The organism is Solwaraspora sp. WMMB762 (assembly GCF_049179115.1).
In the GTDB taxonomy this organism is placed as follows: Bacteria; Actinomycetota; Actinomycetes; order Mycobacteriales; family Micromonosporaceae; genus Micromonospora_E.
This window is the reverse complement of sequence record NZ_JBMHMD010000001.1, coordinates 6,433,997-6,456,364: the sequence shown is the minus strand read 5'-3', so window position 1 is coordinate 6,456,364 and position 22,368 is coordinate 6,433,997. Positions and strand designations below refer to the sequence as shown.

24 protein-coding genes and 1 pseudogene are annotated in these 22,368 nt (G+C 72.6%); 9 read left to right on the top strand and 16 right to left on the bottom strand.

Features of this window, described 5'->3' with window-relative positions:
- Window positions 1-60: 60 nt before the first annotated feature.
- Together pta and ACN27J_RS29000 are read left to right on the top strand one after the other, a co-directional pair.
- The gene (gene pta / locus ACN27J_RS29005; protein ID WP_421371101.1) at window positions 61-2,124 is read left to right on the top strand and encodes a phosphate acetyltransferase; all 2,064 of its coding nucleotides are present in this window, start codon (window positions 61-63) and stop codon (window positions 2,122-2,124) included.
- Window positions 2,125-2,129: 5 nt separating this feature from the next.
- A complete protein-coding gene (locus ACN27J_RS29000; protein WP_421372562.1) occupies window positions 2,130-3,248 on the top strand; it encodes an acetate/propionate family kinase in 1,119 nt (372 codons plus the stop codon).
- A 51-nt stretch (window positions 3,249-3,299) separates the two neighbouring features.
- Here the strand turns inward: ACN27J_RS29000 and ACN27J_RS28995 are convergent, their stop codons facing one another.
- Window positions 3,300-3,464, bottom strand: a complete 165-nt coding sequence (locus ACN27J_RS28995) for a hypothetical protein (RefSeq protein WP_278167320.1) — start codon at window positions 3,462-3,464, stop codon at window positions 3,300-3,302.
- Window positions 3,465-3,600: 136 nt separating this feature from the next.
- On the opposite strand from ACN27J_RS28995, the gene ACN27J_RS28990 reads away from it, so the two are divergent.
- Window positions 3,601-4,560, top strand: coding sequence for an alpha/beta hydrolase family protein (locus tag ACN27J_RS28990; RefSeq protein ID WP_421371099.1), 960 nt, complete (start codon window positions 3,601-3,603; stop codon window positions 4,558-4,560).
- A gap of 34 nt (window positions 4,561-4,594) precedes the next feature.
- Here ACN27J_RS28990 and ACN27J_RS28985 read toward each other — a convergent pair whose 3' ends face one another.
- The 3 genes from ACN27J_RS28985 to ACN27J_RS28975 all read right to left on the bottom strand — a co-directional run bounded on the left by ACN27J_RS28985 (window position 4,595) and on the right by ACN27J_RS28975 (window position 7,267).
- The gene (locus ACN27J_RS28985; protein WP_421371096.1) at window positions 4,595-5,548 is read right to left on the bottom strand and encodes a zinc-binding dehydrogenase; all 954 of its coding nucleotides are present in this window, start codon (window positions 5,546-5,548) and stop codon (window positions 4,595-4,597) included.
- An 83-nt stretch (window positions 5,549-5,631) separates the two neighbouring features.
- Window positions 5,632-6,798 (bottom strand): NAD(P)-dependent malic enzyme, encoded by a 1,167-nt coding sequence (locus ACN27J_RS28980; protein ID WP_421371094.1) that lies wholly within the window; start codon window positions 6,796-6,798, stop codon window positions 5,632-5,634.
- A 139-nt stretch (window positions 6,799-6,937) separates the two neighbouring features.
- Entirely contained in the window at window positions 6,938-7,267 is a 330-nt protein-coding gene (locus ACN27J_RS28975) for a S24/S26 family peptidase (protein WP_421371092.1), read from the bottom strand.
- A gap of 109 nt (window positions 7,268-7,376) precedes the next feature.
- Between ACN27J_RS28975 and sodN the strand changes: the two genes are divergently transcribed.
- Both sodN and ACN27J_RS28965 read left to right on the top strand, forming a co-directional pair.
- Window positions 7,377-7,784, top strand: coding sequence for a superoxide dismutase, Ni (sodN, locus tag ACN27J_RS28970; RefSeq protein WP_123605226.1), 408 nt, complete (start codon window positions 7,377-7,379; stop codon window positions 7,782-7,784).
- Window positions 7,785-7,967: 183 nt separating this feature from the next.
- Window positions 7,968-8,381 carry an ATP-binding protein gene (locus ACN27J_RS28965; protein ID WP_421371090.1) on the top strand — a complete coding sequence of 138 codons (414 nt, stop codon included), beginning with the start codon at window positions 7,968-7,970 and terminating at the stop codon, window positions 8,379-8,381.
- A 48-nt stretch (window positions 8,382-8,429) separates the two neighbouring features.
- Here the strand turns inward: ACN27J_RS28965 and ACN27J_RS28960 are convergent, their stop codons facing one another.
- Complete coding sequence (locus ACN27J_RS28960; protein ID WP_421371089.1) at window positions 8,430-8,819, bottom strand: hypothetical protein; 390 nt, start codon at window positions 8,817-8,819, stop codon at window positions 8,430-8,432.
- 42 nt (window positions 8,820-8,861) lie between these two features.
- Here ACN27J_RS28960 and ACN27J_RS28955 point away from each other — a divergent pair, with 42 nt between their 5' ends.
- Together ACN27J_RS28955 and ACN27J_RS28950 are read left to right on the top strand one after the other, a co-directional pair.
- Window positions 8,862-9,812: a diacylglycerol/lipid kinase family protein gene (locus ACN27J_RS28955; protein ID WP_421371087.1), complete on the top strand. Its 951-nt coding sequence runs from the start codon at window positions 8,862-8,864 to the stop codon at window positions 9,810-9,812.
- 425 nt (window positions 9,813-10,237) lie between these two features.
- Window positions 10,238-10,495 carry a WhiB family transcriptional regulator gene (locus ACN27J_RS28950; RefSeq protein WP_123605230.1) on the top strand — a complete coding sequence of 86 codons (258 nt, stop codon included), beginning with the start codon at window positions 10,238-10,240 and terminating at the stop codon, window positions 10,493-10,495.
- An 88-nt stretch (window positions 10,496-10,583) separates the two neighbouring features.
- On the opposite strand, the gene ACN27J_RS28945 is transcribed toward ACN27J_RS28950, so the two are convergent.
- The 6 genes from ACN27J_RS28945 to ACN27J_RS28920 form a co-directional block, all read right to left on the bottom strand.
- Window positions 10,584-11,342 (bottom strand): sirohydrochlorin chelatase, encoded by a 759-nt coding sequence (locus tag ACN27J_RS28945; RefSeq protein WP_421371084.1) that lies wholly within the window; start codon window positions 11,340-11,342, stop codon window positions 10,584-10,586.
- Entirely contained in the window at window positions 11,324-12,085 is a 762-nt protein-coding gene (locus ACN27J_RS28940; RefSeq protein ID WP_421371082.1) for a phosphoadenylyl-sulfate reductase, read from the bottom strand. Before ACN27J_RS28940 ends, ACN27J_RS28945 begins: the two co-directional genes overlap by 19 nt.
- Complete coding sequence (locus tag ACN27J_RS28935) at window positions 12,082-12,246, bottom strand: hypothetical protein (protein WP_281553493.1); 165 nt, start codon at window positions 12,244-12,246, stop codon at window positions 12,082-12,084. Before ACN27J_RS28935 ends, ACN27J_RS28940 begins: the two co-directional genes overlap by 4 nt.
- A 19-nt stretch (window positions 12,247-12,265) precedes the next feature.
- Entirely contained in the window at window positions 12,266-13,957 is a 1,692-nt protein-coding gene (locus tag ACN27J_RS28930; RefSeq protein WP_421371079.1) for a nitrite/sulfite reductase, read from the bottom strand.
- A gap of 352 nt (window positions 13,958-14,309) precedes the next feature.
- Window positions 14,310-15,827, bottom strand: a complete 1,518-nt coding sequence (locus ACN27J_RS28925; RefSeq protein ID WP_421371077.1) for a sensor histidine kinase — start codon at window positions 15,825-15,827, stop codon at window positions 14,310-14,312.
- Window positions 15,828-15,867: 40 nt separating this feature from the next.
- Window positions 15,868-16,920, bottom strand: coding sequence for an SIS domain-containing protein (locus ACN27J_RS28920; RefSeq protein WP_421372560.1), 1,053 nt, complete (start codon window positions 16,918-16,920; stop codon window positions 15,868-15,870).
- 348 nt (window positions 16,921-17,268) lie between these two features.
- Between ACN27J_RS28920 and ACN27J_RS28915 the strand changes: the two genes are divergently transcribed.
- On the top strand, window positions 17,269-19,005 hold the full coding sequence (locus tag ACN27J_RS28915) for a tetratricopeptide repeat protein (protein ID WP_278174374.1): 1,737 nt from the start codon (window positions 17,269-17,271) through the stop codon (window positions 19,003-19,005).
- A 49-nt stretch (window positions 19,006-19,054) separates the two neighbouring features.
- Here ACN27J_RS28915 and ACN27J_RS28910 read toward each other — a convergent pair whose 3' ends face one another.
- On the bottom strand, window positions 19,055-19,270 hold the full coding sequence (locus ACN27J_RS28910; RefSeq protein WP_123605236.1) for a biotin/lipoyl-binding carrier protein: 216 nt from the start codon (window positions 19,268-19,270) through the stop codon (window positions 19,055-19,057).
- A gap of 223 nt (window positions 19,271-19,493) precedes the next feature.
- Between ACN27J_RS28910 and ACN27J_RS28905 the strand changes: the two genes are divergently transcribed.
- The gene (locus tag ACN27J_RS28905) at window positions 19,494-19,568 is read left to right on the top strand and encodes a 50S ribosomal protein bL37 (RefSeq protein WP_370461611.1); all 75 of its coding nucleotides are present in this window, start codon (window positions 19,494-19,496) and stop codon (window positions 19,566-19,568) included.
- Between the two features lie 49 nt (window positions 19,569-19,617).
- On the opposite strand, the gene rsrA is transcribed toward ACN27J_RS28905, so the two are convergent.
- The 4 genes and pseudogenes from rsrA to ACN27J_RS28885 all read right to left on the bottom strand — a co-directional run bounded on the left by rsrA (window position 19,618) and on the right by ACN27J_RS28885 (window position 22,275).
- Entirely contained in the window at window positions 19,618-19,902 is a 285-nt protein-coding gene (rsrA, locus tag ACN27J_RS28900; RefSeq protein WP_278174373.1) for a mycothiol system anti-sigma-R factor, read from the bottom strand.
- A 5-nt stretch (window positions 19,903-19,907) separates the two neighbouring features.
- Window positions 19,908-20,567, bottom strand: a pseudogene (locus tag ACN27J_RS28895) (sigma-70 family RNA polymerase sigma factor); the annotation flags it as partial.
- A gap of 512 nt (window positions 20,568-21,079) precedes the next feature.
- A complete protein-coding gene (locus ACN27J_RS28890) occupies window positions 21,080-21,706 on the bottom strand; it encodes an alpha/beta family hydrolase (protein ID WP_421372557.1) in 627 nt (208 codons plus the stop codon).
- Window positions 21,707-21,879: 173 nt separating this feature from the next.
- Complete coding sequence (locus tag ACN27J_RS28885) at window positions 21,880-22,275, bottom strand: WhiB family transcriptional regulator (RefSeq protein WP_278167290.1); 396 nt, start codon at window positions 22,273-22,275, stop codon at window positions 21,880-21,882.
- Window positions 22,276-22,368 lie beyond the last annotated feature (93 nt).

Sequence of the window (22,368 nt, the reverse complement as noted above, 5' to 3'; positions counted from 1 at the left end):
CACCCGGGCCGGGACCAAGGTCACCAGACTCCGGGCGCCTGCGCCTTGTACGTTGGGGCGGTGGCGCGAAGTGTCTACCTGGCCGGTCTCGGCCCCGGTGGCGGCAAGTCCACCGTCGCCCTCGGCCTGGCCGAGCTGCTGTCCCGCCGGGTCGAACGGATCGGGGTGTTCCGGCCGCTGGTCACCGGCGCCGGCCCGGACGCGACCCTGACCCTGCTGCGTGAGCGCTACCGGATCGACCTGCCCGACGACCAGCTGTACGGGGCCAGCTACGCCGAGGCGGCCGAGCTGGTCGCCGACGGCCGGCGGGAGGAGCTGATCTCCCGGATCGTCGACCGGTACCGCGAACTGGAGCGGCGCTGCCCGGCGGTGCTGGTGATCGGCAGCGACTTCGACGACACCGGCGACAACGGCGGTCTCCCCCGCGAGCTGGCGTTCAACGCCCGGCTGGCCACCGAGTTCGGCAGCGTGGTGGTGGCTCTCGTCGACGGGATCCGTCGGGACGCCGCCGAGGTCGCCGGCGCGGCCCGCAGCGCGTACCACTCGTTGACCGAGCTCGGTGCGACGGTGCTGGCCGTGATCGCGAACCGGGTCGACGCCGGGGTGGTGACGCCGACGCTGCCGGTGCCGGTCTACGCCATCCCGGAGATCCCGGCGGTCTCCGCACCGACCGTCGCCGAGGTCGCCGGCGCTCTCGACGCCACCGTGCTGGCCGGCGACGACACCGCCTTGAGCCGTGACGTGCTGGACTTCGTGGTCGGCGCGGCGCACGTGCCGGTGCTGCTGGACCATCTCGTCGACGGCGCGCTGGTGATCACCCCCGGCGACCGGGCGGACCTGCTGGTCGCGGTCAGCGCGGCGCACGCCGCCGGGCTGGTGTCGCTGGCCGGGGTGGCGCTGACCCTGGGCGAACGGCCCGACCCGCGGGCGATGCGCCTGGTGGAGCGGCTCGGCACCAACCTGGCGGTGCTGTCCGCACCGGCGGACAGCTTCCATGCGGTCGCCACCGCCGGACGGATTTCCGGCCGGCCCAGCACCGCGAACCCTCGCAAGGTGGAGGCGGCGCTCGGCGCCTTTGAGTCCAGCGTGGACACGACCGAGCTGGCCCGCCGGCTGGACGTGACCCGGTCGGCCCGGGTCACCCCGATGATGTTCGAGTACGCGCTGATCGACCGGGCCCGGGCCGCCCGCCGCCGGCTGGTGCTGCCGGAGGGCACCGACGAGCGGATCCTGCGGGCCACCGAGATCCTGCTACGGCGCGGCGTCGCCGACCTGACCCTGCTCGGCGACGCCGACGACATCGGTCGCCGGGCCCGCGAGCTGGGCGTGCAGATCGACGGGGTCGGCGTCGTCGACCCGGCGGTCAGCCCGTGGCGCGACGACTTCGCGTCCCGGTACGCGCAGCTGCGCCGGCACAAGGGCGTCACCTGGGAGCTGGCGCACGACGTGATGGGCGACGTCAACTACTTCGCCACGATGATGGTGCACGTCGGGCACGCCGACGGCATGGTCTCCGGGGCCACCCACACCACCGCCGCGACGATCCGCCCCGCCTTCGAGATCATCAAGACGCTGCCGGACGTGTCGGTCGCGTCCAGCGTGTTCTTCATGCTGCTCGCCGACCGGGTGCTGGTGTACGGCGACTGCGCGGTCAACCCGGACCCGGACGCCGACCAGTTGGCCGACATCGCGGTCAGCTCGGCGCAGACCGCCGCCCGGTTCGGCATCGAGCCAAGGGTCGCCATGCTGTCCTACTCCACCGGGACCTCCGGCAGCGGCGACGACGTCCGAAAGGTCGCCGCCGCCACCGACCTGGTCCGCAAGCGCTGTCCGGACCTGCTGGTCGAGGGCCCGATCCAGTACGACGCAGCGATCGACCCGACGGTCGCCGCCACCAAGCTGCCCGGCAGCGACGTCGCCGGGCGGGCCACCGTCTTCGTCTTCCCCGACCTGAACACCGGCAACAACACCTACAAGGCGGTGCAGCGTTCGGCTGGTGCGGTCGCTGTCGGGCCGGTCATGCAGGGTCTGCGCCGGCCGGTCAACGATCTGTCCCGGGGAGCCACCGTGCCCGATATCGTCAACACCGTGGCGATCACCGCGATCCAGGCGGCCGCGCGATGAGCGACGTGGCCCGGATCCTGGTGCTCAACTGCGGCTCGTCGTCGCTGAAATACCAGCTCTTCGACGGCGACAAGGTGGTCGACAAGGGCACCGTGGAACGGATCGGCGAGCCCGGTGGCGGGCCGGCCGACCATGCGGCCGCGCTGCGGCTGATGGCCGGACGGGTCGACCTGACCGGGCTCGGCGGGGTCGGGCACCGGGTGGTGCACGGCGGTGTCCGGTTCGCCGAGCCGACGCTGATCACCGACCAGGTGGTCGCCGAGATCGAGCGGCTGGTGCCGCTCGCTCCGCTGCACAACCCGGCCAACCTGACCGGGATCGCCCAGGCCCGCCGGCTGCTGCCCGGTGTGCCGCAGGTCGCGGTCTTCGACACCGCTTTCCACCGCACCCTGCCGCCGGAGCAGGCCAGCTACGCGATCGACGCCGACATCGCGCAGCGGTACGGCATCCGCCGGTACGGGTTCCACGGCACCTCGCACGCGTACGTGTCCCGGCGGGCCGCCGCCCTGCTCGGCCGGGCACCGGCCGACGTCGATGTGATCACCCTGCACCTGGGCAACGGGGCCAGCGCCTGCGCGGTGGCCGGTGGCCGCAGCGTGGCCACCTCGATGGGGCTGTCACCGTTGGAGGGTCTGGTGATGGGCACCCGCAGTGGCGACCTCGACCCGGCGGTGGTGTTTCACCTGGAACGGGTGGCCGGCTGGTCGACCGCCGACGTCGACCGGCTGCTCAACCAGCGCAGCGGCCTGGTCGGGCTGACCGGGGCCGGCGACATGCGCGAGGTGCTGCGCCGCCGCGCCGACGGGGATCCGGCGGCCCGGCTCGCCTTCGACATCTACTGTGCCCGGATCCGGTTCTACGTCGGCGGGTACCACGCGCTGCTCGGTCGGGTCGACGCGATCGTCTTCACCGCCGGGGTCGGCGAGAACGCCGCCCCGGTGCGGGCGGCGGCGCTGGCCGGGCTCGACCGGATCGGTGTCCAGGTCGACGCGCGGCGCAACGACGACGCTCACGGCGAGCGGATGATCTCCCCGGACGGCACGCCGGTGCAGGCGTGGGTGGTCCCCACCGACGAGGAGTACGAGATCGCCAGTCAGACGCGGGCGGTGCTGACCGACGGCTGACCCCTTGCCGGCCCAGGTCACGGGTGCCGGGTCGGGGCCGGCCGGAGAAGGTCAGAGCACCAGCCAGAGGGCGATCGCGGCCACGATCACCACCGCCACCGCGACACCGATGATCAGCGGCAGCCGGGACGGCTGGTCGGCGACCGGCGGCGGCGAGGTCTGGAAGGCCCGGAACGCCTCGGTGTTGCCGCTCGGATCGACGTACTCGTCAGACATGACGAAGACCCTAGCGAAGTCGGCCGAACGCTGCCACGACCGGCCGGCGCGAGCCGGTGATCAACCCGGCGGACGCCGGTCACCGACCTGGCGGACGCCGGTGGTCGACCCGGCGGATGCCGGTAACAATCGTCCAATGCGTGACTTCCGTCCGGCGGTAGCCGGCCTGCTCACCGTCGGACTGCTCACCACCTCGCTGGCCGGCTGCGGCACCGCCGTGCCCGGTCCGGTCGCCGACGCCCCGACGTCGACGCAGCCCGATCCGGCGGCCGGCCAGTCCGCTCCGGAGTCGGCGCAGCCCGACCAGCGGCCCGGCCGATCGGCACCGACGCGGCGACTCGACGTCGGGACCCGCACCCTTGATCTGAACCGTGGTGACCGACCGCTGCCGGTCACCGTCTGGTACCCGGTCGGCGGGGACGGCCCGTACCCGGTGGTGCTGTTCAGCCACGGCCTCGGCGGCAAGCCGGCCGACTACCGTACGGTGCTGTCCGAGTGGGCGGCGGCCGGGTTCGTCGTCGCCGCCCCGACCTACCCGTTCACCAGTCAGGGCGGCTCCGGCGGCAACGCACTGGACGTGCTCAACCAGCCGGCGGACGCGTCGCACGTACTGGACGAGCTGCTGGCGCTCGACGGCCGCGACGGTGACGAGTTCGCCGGCCGGCTCGACGTCGAAAACGTCGCCGCCGCCGGGCATTCGGCCGGTGGTATCACCACCGTCGGGTTGTTCACCGCCGCCCGGGACGACCGGCTGGACGCCGGCGTCGTGCTGGCCGGCAGCGCACTCGGCGTCGGTACGGCGTTCAGCGGGGCCGCCGCACCGCAGCTGTTCATCCACGGCGAGCTGGACGAGGTGGTGTCGTACGCGTCGGGCAAGGCAGCGTACGACCGGGTGCCGTGGCCGAAGGCGATGCTGAGCCTGCCCGACGGCGACCATGGTCAGTCGCTGCTGAGGCCCGGCAACCCGGCGTACGACGTGGTGCTCGGCACCAGCACCGACTTCCTGCGGTGGACGCTGTACGGCGACGACGCCGCCCGGCAGCGGCTGGCCGACGACCCGCCGGCCGGGGTCGCCGTCTTCGACGACCAGCTCTGACCCGGCCCGGGTACGGAGTCGGTCGCGCGGCTGGTCAGCGCCGGTGGTCGAGCACCAGTTTGCCGAACGTGCGGCCGGTGTGCAGCCGGGTGAAGGCGTCGCGCACCTCGCTGAAGGCGTACTCGGTGTCGACGACCGGCCGAATGCCCCGCTGCGCGCACAGCGCCAGCAGATCCCGCAGCTCGTCAGGGGTACCCATCGAGGTGCCGAGGATCTCCAGCTGCATGGCGAACACCCGGCGCAGGTCGACGGCGGGCAGGTGGCCGCTGGTGGCACCGGACACGACGATCCGGGCACCGGGCGCGGCGGACTTCATCGAATGGTCGAAGGTGGCCGCGCCGACGGTCTCGATCACCACGTCGACCCGCTCCGGTAGTCGGCTGCCCGGCGCCAGGGCGGTGGCACCGAGCGCGGCGACCCGCTCCCGCTTTTCGGCGTCCCGGCTGGTCGCATAGACCCGCTTGCCCAACACGACGGCCAGTACCACGGCTGCGGTCGCCACCCCACCGCCCGCCCCCTGGACCAGCACCGACTCGGCCTGGTCGACCCGGCCCCGGGTGGTCAGCATCCGGTACGCGGTCAACCAGGCGGTGGGCAGGCAGGCCGCCTCGGTGAAGGTCAGCCCGGCGGGTTTCGGGATCAGGTTCGACCGGGGCACCGCGACCCGGTCGGCGAACGTGCCCGGGTAGCGCTCGGACAGGATCGACATGCCGCGTGGGTCCGCCGGGTCGGGCACCACCGAGTGGACGACGACCTCGTTGCCGGCGTCGTCGACCCCGGCGGCGTCACAGCCGAGGATCATCGGCAGCCGGTCGGCGGGCAGCCCGACGCCGCGCAGCGACCACAGGTCGTGATGGTTGAGGGAGCTTGCCCGAACCTCGACCACCGTCCAGTCCGGGGCGGGCAGGTCCGGTTCGGGCAGCTCACCGACGCACAGCGCGGCAAGCGGGTCGTCGGCGTCGACGGTCGAGGCGAAGACAGCTCGCATGCACCGCACGCTAGCAGCCGTGGTGCCGGCCGGCGCGCCGTGCGTTCCGGCCGGCACCGCAGGTCAGCGGCAGGCACCGCAGGTCAGCGGCGGGCGACGCCGTCGCGGCGGGCGGCGGCGGCGACCGCTGCGGCGACCGCCGGCGCGACCCGAGGATCGAGTGCCGACGGCACGAACGCCTCCGGTTGCAGCAGGTCGGCCACGACGCCGGCGATCGCGTCGGCGGCGGCCACCTTCATCCCCTCGGTGATCCGGGTGGCACCGGCGTCCAGGGCACCCCGGAACACGCCGGGGAAGGCGAGCACGTTGTTGATCTGATTGGGGAAGTCGCTGCGGCCGGTGGCCACCAGGGCGGCGTACCGGTGGGCGATCTCCGGGTGGACCTCCGGCGTCGGGTTGGCCAGCGCGAAGACGATCCCGCCGGGTGCCATGCCGGCGACCGCCGATTCGTCGATCTGCCCGCCGGAGAGGCCGATCAGCACGTCGGCGCCGACCAGCGCGTCGGCGATGCCACCGGCACAGGCGGCGGTCATCGCGGCCAACTCGGCCTTGACGCCGGTAAGGTCCGCCCGGTCGGAGTGGATGATGCCGCGGGAGTCGCAGACCACGGTCTTCGCCGGGTCGACGCCGCCGGCGATCAGCATCCGGGTCACCGCGACGCCGGCCGCGCCGGCACCACTGATCACCACCCGCAGGTCGCCGAGCTTGCGGTCCAGCAGGGCGACCGCGTTGCGCAGGGCGGCCAGCACCACGATCGCCGTGCCGTGCTGGTCGTCGTGGAAGACCGGGATCGGCAGCGCCTCGTCGAGGCGGCGCTCGATCTCGAAGCAGCGTGGCGCGCTGATGTCCTCCAGGTTGATTCCGCCGAACGACGGCGCCAGGGCGGTGACCGTCGCCACGATCGCGTCGATGTCCCGGGTGTCCAGGCAGATCGGCACCGCGTCGACGTCACCGAACTGTTTGAACAGCACCGCCTTGCCCTCCATGACGGGCATCGCGGCGCGTGGGCCGATGTCACCGAGGCCAAGCACCGCGGTGCCGTCGGTGACCACCGCGACCGTGTGCGACACCCAGGTGTAGTCGTCGACCAGGGTCGGATCGGCGGCGATCGCCTCGCACACCCGGGCCACCCCCGGCGTGTACGCGAGTGAAAGGTCGTCCCGGTCGGCCAGCGCGACGGTGGGCGTGATCGCCATCTTGCCGCCCCGATGCAGGTCGAAGACCGGGTCAGAAATTGCCACAGTAGACATGGTGACTCCAGAGCCGTTGAGCGTGATAAATAGCCGCCGGCTCGGCGCGAGGTCAGCGTTGACCGGCGAGGCGCTGCGGGGGTCACCCGGATTCCGTGTCGAGCATAGTGTCACACAGCGCGGTTTCCTGCGAAGTGGTTCACCGCAGTTGGTGGCCCGGGCCCACCCGGCGTGGCCGCGGCCAGTAGCGGCACAGCACCCGACCACGCACGTCGGCCACCCCGAAGGCACGCGAGTCGTCGGTGACCAGATCGTTGTCCCCGCGCAGCCACCAGCCACCGGACTCGGCCCGTACCACTCGCTTGACCACCAGCAGTCCGGGACGGGACCGGAAGGTGGCGACCACCACGTCTCCCGGGCGGACCGCCCGCCCGCCCCGGCGGACCAGCAACGCGTCGCCGTGCCGCAGGGTGGGCACCATCGACGGGCCGTGCACGAGCACGGCGAACAGTGGTGGAAGCACTTGCACCTCCCGCCCGGTCAGCGAGGCCGATGCGCGATAGGGTCGGCAGGGAGGATCATCCTCCAGCTTACGCGTGCCGGCGATCGTGCCGCCGGCCAACACACGGAGGGTCCTGATGCGACTTCTACGCATGTTTACTCCGCGCACGGTGGTCAGCGCCCACTGCGACCTGCCCTGTGGCGTCTACGACCCGGCGCAGGCCCGGATCGAGGCCGAATCCATCAAGGCGATCGCGGAGAAGTACCAGGCGAACACCGACCCGGAGTTCCGCACCCGGGCGCTGATCATCAAGGAGCAGCGCTCCGAGCTGGTCAAGCACCACCTGTGGGTGCTCTGGACCGACTACTTCAAGCCGCCGCACTTCGAGAAGTACCCGCAGCTGCACCAGCTGTTCAACGAGGCGACCAAGCTCGCCGGTGGCGGCGGCGGGACCAAGGCGTCGGTCGATCCGGCCAAGGCGGACGAGCTGCTGGTCAAGATCGACGAGATCGCGAAGATCTTCTGGGAGACCAAGCAGGCGTGATCCGTCGGTCCGGCCGGTGCGCATCGCGCACCGGCCGGCCGGGTCCGCCGGGCACGGGCCGGCCCGCCGAGGCCGTGGTAGGTGCCGCGTACCACCCGCCCGGCTCGGTCGGACGACGAATCGCTCCGGATGACACCGCAGGGATAGACGTCAACCGGTAGAGTCCACGCGGGGGTATCCGGGATGAGTTCGCTGGTCACACAATCCGAGCCGACCGTCGATGATGACGTGGTGCTGCTCACCGTGCCTGCCGACGGTGGCTACCTGAGCGTGCTGCGTACCGCGACGGCCGGGCTGGCCGCACGCCTGCACTTCGCGCTGGACGAGATCGAGGATCTGCGGATCGCGGTCGACGAGGCCTGCGCCATGCTGCTCGCCGTCGCCACCCGCGACGCGGACCTGCAGTGCCGGTTCTCGGTGACCGACGACGCGCTGACCGTCGAGGTCGCCGTCGCGACGGTACGCGATGCCCGGCTGCCACCGGACTCCTCCTTCGCCTGGAAGGTGCTCCGGGCGCTGACCAGCTCGGCGTCGGCGACCGCCAGCAGCGGCCAGGCCAGCATCAGACTGCTCACCCGCCGGTCCGGCGGCCACTGACCCCGCAGGAGTTCTCCACCGGCGGCCGTCCCGCCGGTGTTCGGTTGGTCACTCCAGCCCGAAGGCCCGGGTCGTCGGCGGGGCCACCAGCAGAGCGGTCACCACCAGCCCGAGCCCGATCAGCGGCACGCCGAGCCAGGCCAGGCCGCCGACGATCATGTAATAGCCGACCGGTAGCAGCATCAACTGCGCGACGATGGCCGGTGCCCGCGCCGCGCTGCGGCGGCGGGCCACGGCACGGGCCAGCACCGCCAGCAGCACCGCGCCGCCGACGGCGAACCCGGTGACGATCAGCGCCGAGGCGAGGTCGGTCGCGGTGCTGGTGACGTCCTGGTACGCGAGGTAGCCGGCGACCAGCCCGACGGCCACCGCCTCCCCGGCCAACGCCCACACCGCCCACCGCAGGGTCGCCGGTGTGGGCTGTGCGTCGATGGTCACGGCGTCACGATACCCGCGACGGCTCGCGATAAAGTGCCGCCCATGCGGGCCCTCTTGGTGGTCAATCCGAAGGCCACCACCACCAGCGAGCGCACCCGGGACGTGATCGTCCGGGCGTTGCGCAGCGAAGTCGACCTGTCGGTGGCGTCCACCCACCGGCGCGGGCATGCCGTCGCGTTGGCCAGGGCGGCCGCTGAGGACGGCTTCGACGTGGTGGTCACGCTGGGCGGCGACGGCACCGTGAACGAGGCCGTCAACGGCCTGATGACGTCTGCTCCGGCGATGGAGACGCTGCCGGGTCCGGCGGCGGACCGGCTGCCGGCGCTGGCGGTGGTGCCGCTCGGCTCGACGAACGTCTTCGCCCGTGCGGTGGGGCTGCCGCCGCAGTGGCCGGAGGCGACGAGCGTACTGCTGGAGGGTCTGCGGACCGGGCGGTTCCGTACCGTCGGTCTGGGCCGCGCCGACGACCGGTACTTCACCTTCTGCGCTGGGCTGGGGCTGGACGCGGCGGTGATCCGGCAGGTCGAGCGAGCCCGGCTGCGCGGGCGCCGGTCGACCATCGGGCTCTACCTGCGTTCGATGGTCAGCGAGTTCTTCATTGGGATGGACCGGCGGCATCCGGCGATCCGGTTGGAGCGGGCCGGCGAGCTGGTGGCGGCCGAACTCGCCACCGTCGTGGTCCAGAACACCGCGCCGTGGACGTTCATAGGTGAACGGGCGATCAATCCGAATCCGGAGGCGTCCTTCGATCTCGGCCTGGACGTGATGGCGCTTCGCCAATTGCATGTGCCGAGCACCACCCGCACTCTGGCCCAGGTCGCCGCCAGCCGACCGGATCCGCGCGGCCGCCAGCTCGTCCGACTGCACGATTTGTCCGAATTTACGCTATCCGCAACACAACCACAGGCCTTCCAACTCGACGGCGATTATCTCGGGGAGCGGCTCAAAGTCCGTTTCACGGCGGTCCGAGAGGCCCTGCGGGTGGTCTTCTGACACGCTCCGTAACTGAGCTTCGACTGCGGAGAGTGACCGGAGGCACGGAAGACACGTGGCTGAAATGCCTGCACTGCGGCGCGGACCGTACTACATTGATTCTTGACTGTCGCACTCCGGGTGTCGGTGAGCGTCAGAAAACGGACAAAAGGGTCGTGACGTTGCTCACCCGATTGGACTTTTTCTGAGCGCTGCTCTTGACATCGCAGGGGTTCGTGAAAGTATTCACAAGCGGACCGATTCACCCCGGGACGTTGCCTGGATGCGCTCGCCACGCGGCAGCTAGGAGCAACGTTCCACAGGCTTACGCCTGCTCACGCGCTGCCGATCCGACGGACGCATTCCGTTGTGGCCGACTGCGCGGGCGCATAAAGAAAGACCGGAGCATTTACCGCCACCGATCCAGAATGAGGAGTGTTGCCGCCATGGACTGGCGTCACCATGCTGTCTGCCGCGACGAGGACCCGGAGCTGTTCTTCCCGATCGGGACGTCCGGCCCCGCGATCCTGCAGGTCGAGCAGGCCAAGGCTGTCTGCCGGCGCTGCTCCGTGACCGACCAGTGCCTGCAGTGGGCGCTGGAGTCCGGACAGGACGCTGGCGTCTGGGGCGGGATGAGCGAAGAGGAGCGGCGCGCCGTCAAGCGTCGCGGCGGACTGCGCGTCCTGCGCGCTCAAACTGCCTGACCCACCCGACCACCAAGCGACGTCCGTACGGCGCCCCGGAACTGACTCCGGGGCGCCGTCGTACATTGAGCCGGTACGCGGCACCCGCTCAGACCGGCACCGGCGCGGCCGCCCGGTCGACCCGCCGCAGCACCAGCCGGGCCAGTTCCGGCGCGCCGGCCAGGGGTGCCGCCACACAGACCGCGCCGGCCTGCCGGGCCGACGCCATCGCCGTGTCGTAGAGCAGGCCAGGTGCCAGGAAGTACGCGGCCACCGCGACCCGCCGGGCACCCGCCGCACGCAGGGTCTCGACCGCCGCCCCGGCGGTCGGCGGCGCCGCCGACGCGAACCCTTCGACGCACGGCACCCCGATCTCGGAGCCGAACGCCGCAGCGGCCACCGCCACCGTCTCCCGGGCCGGAGCCGACCGGGTACCGGCGGCGGCCAGCACCACGGCGTCCCAGCCGGTACCGGCCTCGGCGAGTCGCCGCCGCAGCCCGGCAGTCAACAGCGGGTCCACCGCGCCGGAGCCGACCGACGGGCCAAGTACCTGGGTCGTCGTCACCGGCATCCGCAGCCCGTCCCGGTACGCGGCCCGCACCACCTCGGGAATGTCCACCCGGCCGTGGAACGCCTCGGTCAGCAGCAGCGGCACCACCGTCGCCGCCGGATAGCCGGCAGCCTGCAGGTCGGCCAGCACCGCCCCGGGACGCAGTCCGGCGTGGTCCAGGTACGCGGCCCGGACGTCGACCCCCGGCCGGGCCGCAGCGACCGCCCGGACCAGCGCCCGGGTCGCCGTCGCCGCCCGCAGGTCCCGGCTGCCGTGTGCCACCAGCACGATCGGCCCGGTCACACGTGCAGACCGCACTCGGTCTTCTCAAACATCGCCCAACGGCCGGCCCGTGGGTCCTCGCCGGCGGTGGTACGCCGGGTGCACGGCCAGCAGCCGATCGAGGTGTAACCCTGCTTGAACAGCTCGTTGACCGGGATGTTCCACCGGGACACGTAGGCGTCCACGTCCGCCTGAGTCCACGCCGCGATCGGATTCACCTTGACCCGGCCGCGTCGGGCGTCGAACCCGACCACCGGGGTGTTCGCCCTGGTCGGCGACTCGTCACGGCGCAGCCCGGCGGCCCAGGCGTCGTAGTCGCCGAGCGCCCGCTCCAGCGGCTCGACCTTGCGCAGCGCACAGCACTCGTCGGGCGCCCGGTTGAACAGCCGGGGACCGAACTCGCCGTCCTGCTGGCCGACGGTCATCCGGGGCCGGATCGACCGCAGGTTCACCGGCATGGTCGCGGCCACCTGGTCGCGGACCCGCAGCGTCTCCGGAAAGTGCAGCCCGGTGTCGAGGAAGACCACGTCGACGCCGGGCGCCACCCGGGAGACCAGATGCGCCAGCACCCCGTCCGCCATCGAACTGGTCACGCAGAACCGGTCGCCGAACGTCCGCACCGCCCACCGGGCGATCTCCTCGGCCGGAGCGCCCTCCAGCTCCCGGCCGGCGCGTTCGGCGAGAGCCTGCAGCTCGGCCGGGCTGCGCCGGGTCGGCGGCCGGTCGGCGGCCGGGCCGAGCCGGATCAGGTTCAGGTCGGCGGCGAGCACCGGGCTCATCGGGACACCCCCTTGCGGGCCAGCAGTCCGGTGAACTTGACGGTGAAGACCCGGGCGCAGTCGTGGCACTCCCAGGCGGTGTGTGCGTCGGCGTGCGGGCGGAGGTTCTCCTCCCCGCAGTACGGGCAGTAGAGCGGTGCCGCGCGTGTCTCGGTGCTCACCGCACCTCACCTCGCTCGTTCATCGCAACTCCTCCTCGTCGGCCCGGACGACCCACCTTGCGAACGTCTCGCCGTCGGTACGGCCGGCCAGGTAGCGGCGGACCACGCGTTCGACGTACTCGGGCAGCTCATCGGCGGTGGTCTTGAGACCCCGTACCTTGCGCCCGAAGCCGGCGGTCTGCCCCTGGGCCATGCCCAGGCCACCGCCGAGATGGATCTGGTATCCCTCGACCTGCTGGCCGTCCGGCCCGACGACCAGCTGGCCCTTGAGCCCGATGTCGGCGACCTGGGTGCGGGCGCAGGCATTCGGGCAGCCGTTGATGTGGATCGAGATGTCGGCGTCCTCGGCGAGACCGGCGGAGGCCAGCCGCTGCTCCAGGTGAGTCACCAGCTCCTCGCCGCGCCGCTTGGTCTCGACGATGGCCAGTTTGCAGAACTCGATCCCGGTGCAGGCCATCGTGCCGCGCCGCCAGGTGGACGGCCGGGCTTCCAGGCCGATCGCGCGCATCCCGGTGACCAGCGACTCGACCTGGTCCGGGGCGACGTCGAGCACCAGCAGTTTCTGGTACGGGGTGAGCCGCACCCGGTCCGAGCCGTGCTCGGCGGCCAGGTCGGCCAGGGCAGCGAGCTGGCTGCCGGAGACCCGCCCGACCACCGGGGCGACCCCGACGTAGCGGCGGCCGTCGGCCTGCGGGTGCACCCCGATGTGGTCGATCGGCTTGGCCGGCAGCTCCGGAGCCGGCCCGTCCAGCAGGGTCCGGCCCAGGTACTCCTTCTCCAGCACCTCGCGGAACTTCTCGGTGCCCCAGTCGGCGACCAGGAACTTCAGCCGGGCCCGGTGTCGCAGTCGGCGGTAGCCGTAGTCGCGGAAGATGCCGACCACGCCGGCCCACACGTCGGGTACCTCGGCCAGCGGCACCCAGACGCCGAGCCGCTGGGCGATCATCGGGTTGGTGGACAGCCCACCACCGACCCACAGGTCGAACCCGGGGCCGTGGTCGGGGTGGTCGACGCCGACGAACGAGATGTCGTTGACCTCGTACGGTGTGTCGGCCAGCCAGGAGATCGACGACTTGAACTTGCGGGGCAGGTTGGAGAACTCCTTGCTGCCCACGTACCGGCGGACGATCTCGTCGATCGCCGGGGTGGGGTCGATCTTCTCGGCGGCGGCGACGCCGGCGACCGGGCTGCCGAGCACGATCCGCGGGCAGTCGCCGCACGCCTCGGTGGTCTCCAGCCCGACGTCCTCCAGGGCCTTCCAGATCGCCGGCATGTCCTCGACCCGGATCCAGTGCAGCTGGATGTTCTGCCGGTCGGTGACATCGGCGGTGTCCCGGGCGTACCGCTGCGAGATGTCGGCGATGGTACGCAGCTGGGCCAGGTTCAGCTGGCCGCCGTCGATGCGCACCCGGAGCATGAAGTACTCGTCCTCCAGCTCGTGCGGCTCCAGCACGGCGGTGCGCCCGCCGTCGATGCCCGCCTTGCGCTGGGTGTACAGGCCCCACCAGCGAAACCGGCCGCGCAGGTCGGCCGGGTCGATCGAGGCGAAGCCCCGGTGGGCGTAGATGTTCTCGATCCGGGCCCGGACGTTGAGCGGATCGTCGTCCTTCTTGGTCCGCTCGTTGGGGTTGAGCGGCTCGCGGTGCCCGAGCGCCCACTGTCCCTCGCCGCGCCGGCGGCCGGGTCGGGTCGGGGTGCTGCTGCGCGCCATCGCGGCGTCCTCCGTGTCTGCGGGTCGATCTCGGTGGGCGGCACGGGCGCCTGCGCCGTCGACGACGACGGGGCCAGAAGGAAGGCCGGCGCGGAATGCCGCCCGGAACACAAAAAGGTCGGGCGTGCCTCAGTTAGCCGGACAGATGGCGCTGCGGACGCGACCGTAATCGACGTGGCGGCGGGCCACGAAGCGGCGCTCAACGGCAGCGGTCATGGCACGAATGTTGCCACATCCGTACCGGTCAGACCAGCGCACCGTAGCCGACGTCCCACATGACGGGCGGGCTGTGGGCCGGCTCACCTGCGGCCGGCGGGGTCAGGGAGTCAGCTGCGGCCAGCGGGTCAGGGAGTCACCTGCGGGCCAGCGGGACCACCAGCACCGCCTCGGTGCCGCCGCCTGCCCGGTTGCGCAGCTCGATGGTGCCGCGCAGCTCGCCGGTGGCCAGGGCCCGCACGATCTGCAGGCCGAGCCGGCCGCCTGCGGTCGCGTCGAACTCCGCCGGCAGTCCCCGACCGTTGTCGACCACCGTCACGTGCAACTGCTTGCGGAACCGGTGCACGGTCACCACCACCTCGGCGGCCGGCGGCGACGCCCCGCCGCCCTCGCCGGCCGGTGGGAAGCCGTGCTCGACCGCGTTGAGCAGCAGCTCGTTGAGCACCATCACCAACGAGGTGGCGATCTCCGCCGGCAGTACGCCGAACGTGCCCTCCCGGCGCATGACCACCTCGACCTCGGTGGCGGCTACCTCGGTAGCGGCGCTGGCCACCCGGTCCAGGATGCCGTCGAACTCGACCGCCTCGTCGCTGGACATGGCGAGGGTCTCGTGCACCAGGGCGATCGAGGCGACCCGGCGTACCGACTCCTCCAGGGCCGCCCGCGCCGCCGGCTGCTCCACCCGACGGGCCTGCAGCCGCAGCAGCGCCGCCACGGTCTGCAGGTTGTTCTTCACCCGGTGGTGGATCTCCCGGATGGTGGCGTCCTTGGTGATCAGCGCCCGGTCCCGGCGGCGTACCTCGGTGATGTCGCGGACCAGCACCAGCGCGCCGATCGGCACGCCGGCCGGCATCAACGGCAGCGCCCGGGTGAGCATGGTGGCGCCACGGGCCTCGATCTCCTTGCGGGCCGGCGCCTCGCCGCGCAGCGCGGCCAGCATCCGGTTGGCCGCGTCGGTGCCCTCCAACGGGTCGTCGGCGAGCCGGTGGCACAGCGCGGCGAGGTCCTCACCCACCAGGTGGGCGGAGAAGCCGAGGCGGCGGAACGCCGACTGGGCGTTCGGGCTGGCGTACGTGGTCTTGCCGCTGGCGTCCAGCCGGATCAGCCCGTCGCCGACCCGGGGTGCCGAGGTGGTCTCGCCCGGGTGCCGGGCCGGCGGGAAGGTGCCGTCGGCGACCATCTGGGCGAGGTCGTCGGCGGTGGTCAGGTAGTTCAGTTCGAGCTGGCTGGGGGTACGGGCGGTGGACAGGTTGGTGTCCCGGCCGACCACCGCGATCACCCGCCCGGTCTCGCCGGCGGCCGGGCGCATCCGGACCGGCATCGCCTCGTGCCGGGCCGGCGTGTTGCCGTACCAGACCGGGTCGCCCTCGCGCCAGATGCGGCCCTGGTCGTAGGCGATGGTCAGGTGCGCTATCTCCGGGCCGTCCACCGTCCGCCCGACCTGGTCGTCCTGGTAGGCGGTCGGCGCCGTGGTGGGCCGGACCTGCGCCACGCACAGGAACGAGCCGTCGGCGTCGACCGGCACCCAGAGCAGCAGGTCGGCGAAGGACAGGTCAGACAGCAGCTGCCACTCCCCGGCGAGCCGGTGCAGGTGGTCGATGTCGACCGGCCCCAGGGAGGTGTGCTCCTCGACGAGATCACGCAGGGTGGACACCCTCGTAGCCTGCCATGCGGCGGCGGGGCGGGCACAGCCGTCACCGGGTGGAGGTGACCTTGGCCAGCCCACGGGGCGCGTCCGGGTCCTCGCCCCGGGCCAGCGCGAGGGCCAGGGCCAACTGCTGCGCGGGCAGGATGTCCAGCAGCGGCGCGTACCGCTCGTCGACGTCGGGCACCCCGATCACCGCGGCCGGGCCGGCCGGGCCGGCCCCGATGGCGGCGGCACCGGCCCCGATGGCGAGTACGTCGGCCCGCCGCTCACCGAGCCGGCGCAGCACGTCGCGCATGGCGGTGCCGCCGGGCCCGGAGCCGACCACGGCGAGCACCGGCACGTCGGGGTCGGTCATCGCCAGCGGGCCGTGCAGCAGGTCGGCTCCGGAGAAGGCGAGCGCCGGCAGGTACGACGTCTCCATCAGTTTCAGGGCGGTCTCCCGCGCGGTCGGGTAGCCGTACCCGCGCCCGGTGGTGACCAGCCGGGCGGCGAACCGGTAGCGCGGGGCCAGCTCGGCGGCGGTGGGATCGGCCAGCACCCGGTCGGCGAGCCCGGGCAGGGCGTCGAGGGCGGCCCGCTCATCGGACGGCAGCGTCCCGTCGCCGGCGCGGATCCCCTCGACCAGCATCAGCAAAGCGAGCAGCTCGGCGGTGTACGTCTTGGTGGCGGCGACCGCCCGCTCGTGGCCGGCGGCGATGTCGACGGTGAGCTCGGCGGCGGCGGCCAGCGGCGATTCGGGGGTGTTGGTCACCGCCACGGTCAGCGCGCCCTGCTCCCGGGCCACCGCCAGCACCTCGGCGAGGTCCGGTGAACCGCCGCTCTGGCTGACCCCGACGACGAGCGCGTCCCGCAGGTCGGGGCGGGCGCCGAAGAGGGTCACGGCGCTCGGTGAGGCCAGCCCGGCGGGCAGCCCGAGCCGGATCTCGGTCAGGTACGCGGCGTACAGCGCGGCATGGTCGGAGGTGCCCCGGGCGGTGAACACCACGTGGCGTGGGCGGCGGGCGGCGATCGCCGCCGCCACCTCGGCGATCGGGTCGGCGTACGCCGGCTGCAGCAGCCGGGCGTAGCCGGCCGGCTGTTCGGCGATGTCGGCGGCCATCCCGGCACCGGGCCGGGCGGTGCCGGGCCGCGCGGCGTCTGCCCGGTCAGCTGCCCGTGTCCCGTCAGCTGCCCGGTCAGCCGTCCCGGGCTGGTCCGACACCGGCTTCCGCTGCGTCACGACGCCTCCCTGTCTGCGCGATCCCGCTCGAACAGTGAGCATTCTTGCACTTTTCTTCCACGTGACGCAATGAAGCGAGCAGTAATGCGCAGGGTGCGACGTTTGGCGCTTCGTGCCCTAGGCTGCCGGAGCCAGGGGGGACGATCACGCTACGAGGATCGGAAGAACGTGTCCGAGGGATTGCACGACCCGCGGCTGGCGGCCGAGGGCGAGCTGGCACTGGCCCGGATGGCACTCGACGAGGGTGACTACCGGCACGCCGCCGACCACGTCGCCGGTGCGATCACGCACGCGCCGACCATGCCCGAGGTGCATGAGATGCTCACCCGGCTGGCTGCGCGCACCGGCGGAGGTCTCGACCTGTTCCCACTGGACGAGCAGGTTTTCATCGGTGCCGTGGTGGCCCGGGCGCATCTGCTGGCCGCCGCCGGCCGGGCCGGCGAAGGGCTCGAGTTGCTGGCCGCCGCGACCGGGCACGCGCCCACCGTGGACTGGGCCGGGGTGCCCTGGGTCGGCGCCGAGGACCTGCCGGCCCGGCTCGATCCGGACCAGATCGCCATCGTGCTGATGCAGATCTGCGCCAGCGTGCCGGACCCGGTACCCGCCGCCGACCGGCCGCCCCTGCTGCCGTACCTGCGGCTCGCCGGGCACGCCACCGCCGCACACCCCGACCACGGCCTGCTGCTCGGCGCCAGTTCAGCGCTGGCCCGGCGGCTCGGGGAGATCGCCACCGCGCTCGACTGGGCGAGCCAGGGGGTCCGCGCCGAGCCGTCCAAGCTGGCCGAGGTGTGGCTCGGGTACGCGTACCGCAGCGCCGGGCGCACCGGTGCGGCGATCGCCGCCCTGCGCCGAGCGAGCGCCCACGACCCGGACGACCTGTCCATCTACGCCGACATCGCCGGCACCCTCGCCGACGCGGGACGCCTCGACGAGGCGATCGACTGGATCGAGCGGGCGCTGGCCCGCAACCCCACCTTCGACTGCGCGGTGCACACCGCGTACCGGCTGCGTTACCGCCGGGACGGCGACCTGCGCCACCTGATCGCCCTGGCGGACTTTCAGCGGGACCACCCGGACGACTCGCACGAACACCATGACCTGGCCGAGTGCTGTCACGACCGGCCCTGGCTGGCCCGGCTGCCGGCGGCCGGCGGGCCGGTGGTCGCCACTCTCGAACGGGCACTCACCCGTGGGCTGGTGCCGACCCGGCTGTCGCTGCGCCAGCCGGAGCCGCCCAGCGCGATGCGGCTGCTCGGAACGGCCCTGCCCGGGCTACCGGTCACCGTGGAGCGGACCCCGACACCGGATCCCCGTCAGCCACGCCGCACCTCGGTACGGCAGCTCTGGCGCTACGCCGGCTGGCAGGCCGACCCGGCGCTGGACCACCCGTCGCCGCAGGCGTGCGAGCGAATTCGGCAAATCGCCCAGCCGGTCTGGCACCATCCGCCGGCCGCGTACGACAGCGCGGTGATCCTGGCCACCCTCGACGCCGACGACCTGCTCGGCCTGCTGGTACACCCACCGCCGCCAGCGGATCCGGCCGGCACCGACCCGGCCGGCTGGCTGCGGTGCGTGCAGGTGTGGGCCTGCCTGGGCATGCTGCACCACCGCACCGACGAACCCTGGCCCGACTCGACCCGGCGCCGGGTGCTCGTCGACGTGGCCTGGGGCGTCGAGGACTGGGCCGCCGAGGCGGCGCTGTTCGCACTAGTCACCGCCGCCTGGGTGGATCCGGAGGTACGCCCGGACGTGGCCCGGGTGGTGGCGGAGCGGCTCGCCGACGCGGTGGAGGTCGCCGGGCACCGTACCGTGCCGATCCTGTGGTCGTTGGCCCATCTGGCCCTGGCGACCCCGGAGCTGGACCCGGACACCGCCAGCACGGCACGCCGGATCGCCGGCCGGTCGGCGCGGATCCCGCGCCAGCGCCGGCCCGGTCTGATCCGTCGGTTGCTGGGCCGAGCCTGATCCCCGTCCGGCCGAGCGTGATCCCCCGTCCGACCGGTCCGCAAGGAACCTATTCGATGACCGCGATCAGGTCGCCTTCCTGGACCACGTCGCCCTCGTCGACGGCGAGTTTCTGCACCACCCCGTCGGACTCGGCGACCACCGGGATCTCCATCTTCATCGACTCCAGGATCACCAGGGTGTCGCCGTCGGAAACGGTGTCGCCGGCGGCGGCCACCACCTTCCAGACGTTGGCTACCATCTCGGCCCGGATCTCTTCGGCCATCGGCCGGCCCTCCTCCGTACGCCCGGCTCACCGGCCGGCCCGTCCCTCGCGCCGGCCCACCGGCCGGCCCGTCCCGTAACCACCGGCCCGTCCCGCATGTGCCGGTTGCGACATGCGAAAGGTATCCAATGACGTGCCCGTCGCGCATGCCGCTCGCCGGACCGGCCTAGCATCAACGGGTCAGCTCCCGGTCTACGGGAGACACCGTCCGACGGGAGGACCGATGGCCAAGAAGGCCCGCAAGAAGAAGGCACGTAAGAAGAGCGCCGCCAACCACGGCAAGCGCCCCAACTCCTGATGCCGGTGGGTCGCCGGTCGGGCCACCCGACCGGCGACCCGCAGCAGGGTCAGTCCGGCAGGTACTCCCGCGAGTCCGTGTCGAACACGAACTCGCTGAGCTTGGCGCGCAGCCGGTCCCGCAACTCGGCCGGCGCCGTCTCGTTGCCACAGCAACGCGCGACGAGCGCCTTGACCTCCTGCTCGATGCCGTACTCCCGCAGGCACGGGGAGCACTCGTCGAGGTGGTGCCGGATGAGTTCCCGCCGCTCCTCGGCACACTCCAGGTCCAGGTAGAGGTAGACCTCGGCGAGCACCTGACGGCAGTCCTGGTCGAACGAGTCACCGCCTTGCACGATCGTCACACCTCCTGGCCGGCCGCGGCGGGCTTGGTCGAGCGGACCCGGTTGAGGCCGCGATCGGTGGCGTAGCGCTCCAGCATCCCGCGCAGATTCCGCCGCCCGCGGTGCAACCGGGACATGACCGTCCCGATCGGAGTCCCCATGATGTCGGCGATCTCCTTGTAGGAGAAGCCCTCGACGTCGGCAAGGTAGACGGCGAGCCGGAAATCCTCCGGCAGTTGCTGCAGGGCCTGCTTGATGTCGCTGTCCGGCAGCCGCTCCAGCGCCTCGGTCTCGGCGGACTTCAGTCCGCTGGAGGTGTGCGACTCGGCGGCGGCGAGCTGCCAGTCGGTGATCTCCTCAGTCGGCGCCTGCACCGGCTGGCGCTGCCGCCGACGGTAGGAGTTGATGTAGGTGTTCGTCAGGATGCGGTAGAGCCAGGCCTTGAGGTTGGTGCCCTCCTCGAACTGGTGGAAGGCGGAGAACGCCTTGAGGTATGTCTCCTGCACCAGGTCCTCGGCGTCGGCCGGGTTGCGGGTCATCCGCAGCCCGGCCGCGTACAACTGATCGACGAAGGGTAACGCGTCACGCTCGAACCGCGCGCGCCGCTCGTCTGTCCGCTCTGATCGGGTCAACCGCTTGTCCCCCCTCGACTGTCCCGCCGAGGATACGCGCAAAGGCTGACCGGCCGTCGCGGTTCGACCAGGTGTGCCCGTACTCACCGGTCGTGTGGCAGGCTGACCTGTCCGGCGCGGGGTCGGCTCACCGACCCGCCGGGTGGCTGACGCCGGCCGGACCGGTCCATGAGGTCGGGACGGCCCCGGCGCGGCGAGCCCTTCCAGGGTCCGCAACTCGGGTGACCATTCGAAGGCGTCCCGCAGCCGACGGCCCCCGTCGTGCTGGCCCGCGGGCTGCGTCGCGCCGCGTATGTGGATGCGCACCGGTTCCACCCCTTCGTCGAGACTGAGCTCCCGGGGTAGTAACGCGGGCCGGGTGGTAGCGCATTCCAACCCGTCCCGGCCCCGGAACCCGGTGACGGGCTCCGGAACCGGGAAGGGCCTGGGAGTTCCCGCGGCGGTGTCGCCACCGCGGCGCTCCGGACGCCGGCTCGGCGTCTCGGACACCCGATGCAACGACGGGTACCGGGCACCGGACACGGCCCGGCCGTGCGGTCACCGGCGGGGTCGTGCGGTCACCGGCCCGCCCAGCCGTGCCGGACCAGCCAGTCGACCACCACGTCGGCCGTGCCGGCCGGGTCGACCCGCAGATCGTGCCGTTCACCCGGCCGGATCACCACGTCGCGACCGGCCGCCGGATCCGGCACCCCGAACGGGTCGCGATCACCGTTGACCACCAGGGTCGGAAGGCCGGTGTCGAGCTCGTCCGCCCGGGTCCGCTCCGGCCGCCCGGGCGGGTGCAGCGGGAAGGCGAGGGCAACGACCGCGTCGGCGTGCACCGCCGCAGCCGTACGGCAGGCCACCCGCGCGCCGCTGGACCGTCCGCCGACGATCAGCGGTGGCGCGGGGGTGAATCCGGCGACCGCCTCGGTGACCACGGCACGCCAGGCCTCGTCCAGGTGCTGTGCCGGCGCGGGAGCCCGCCGACCGGCGACCCGGTACGGCTGGGTGACCAGGGCCACCGCCACCGCTGCCCGGGACGCCGCCGAGCGCAGTGCCGACAGGTCGGCGGCGGTCACGTCACCGCCGGCACCGTGCCCGAGCACCAGCAGACCGGCCGGGGGCACCGGCGGCATCGTCAGGTCGACCCAGGCGGTGCCGCGCGGCGTCGGCACCGACCGCCGGTCAGCGCTCGGGCCCACGGGTGCGCCCGGGTCGGCCGGCTCGCCCCGGCCCACCGGCTCGCCCCGGCCCACCGGCTCGCCCCGGCCCACCGGCTCGCCCGGGTCCATCGCCTTCGGCTGGTCCGGGTCGCTTCGCTTCACCGGACCATTGTGCCGTGGTCGCCGGGCGTACCCGCCTGGCAACGCCCCGATCAGCTCAGCGGCACCAGGGTGAGTAACCGGTCGCGGACCGGCGGGCCGGCTTCGTCGACCGGACCGGGATCCGGACCACCACCGGAGCCCCGCCAGGCCACCTGCATGGCCCGGCGTTCCCGCGGGGTCGTCGCCCCCCAGACGCCGTGGCTGTCCCCGGCGTCGAGCGCCCAGGCCAGGCACGGCCCCTGAACCGGACAGGTACGGCAGAGCGCGACTGCGGCGTCGGCCGGTTCACTCGGCGCGGGGAAGAACGTCTCCGGGTCGACGCTCTGGCAGACCCCGCGAGTCCGCCAGGCTTCGTCGAGGCGGCGTTCCGCCATCGCTGTGAGCAGCCTGGGGTCGCGCCGCGCGGCTGCGACCTCATGTGGACGGGGCATTCGCGCCCGTGTCATTACCCACCTCCCCCGTGGGATCTTAGACATTGATCAACGTCGTTGGTTTGCGGCGAATCGGAATCCACTGTCGGCGCTGGTTTCTATCGCACT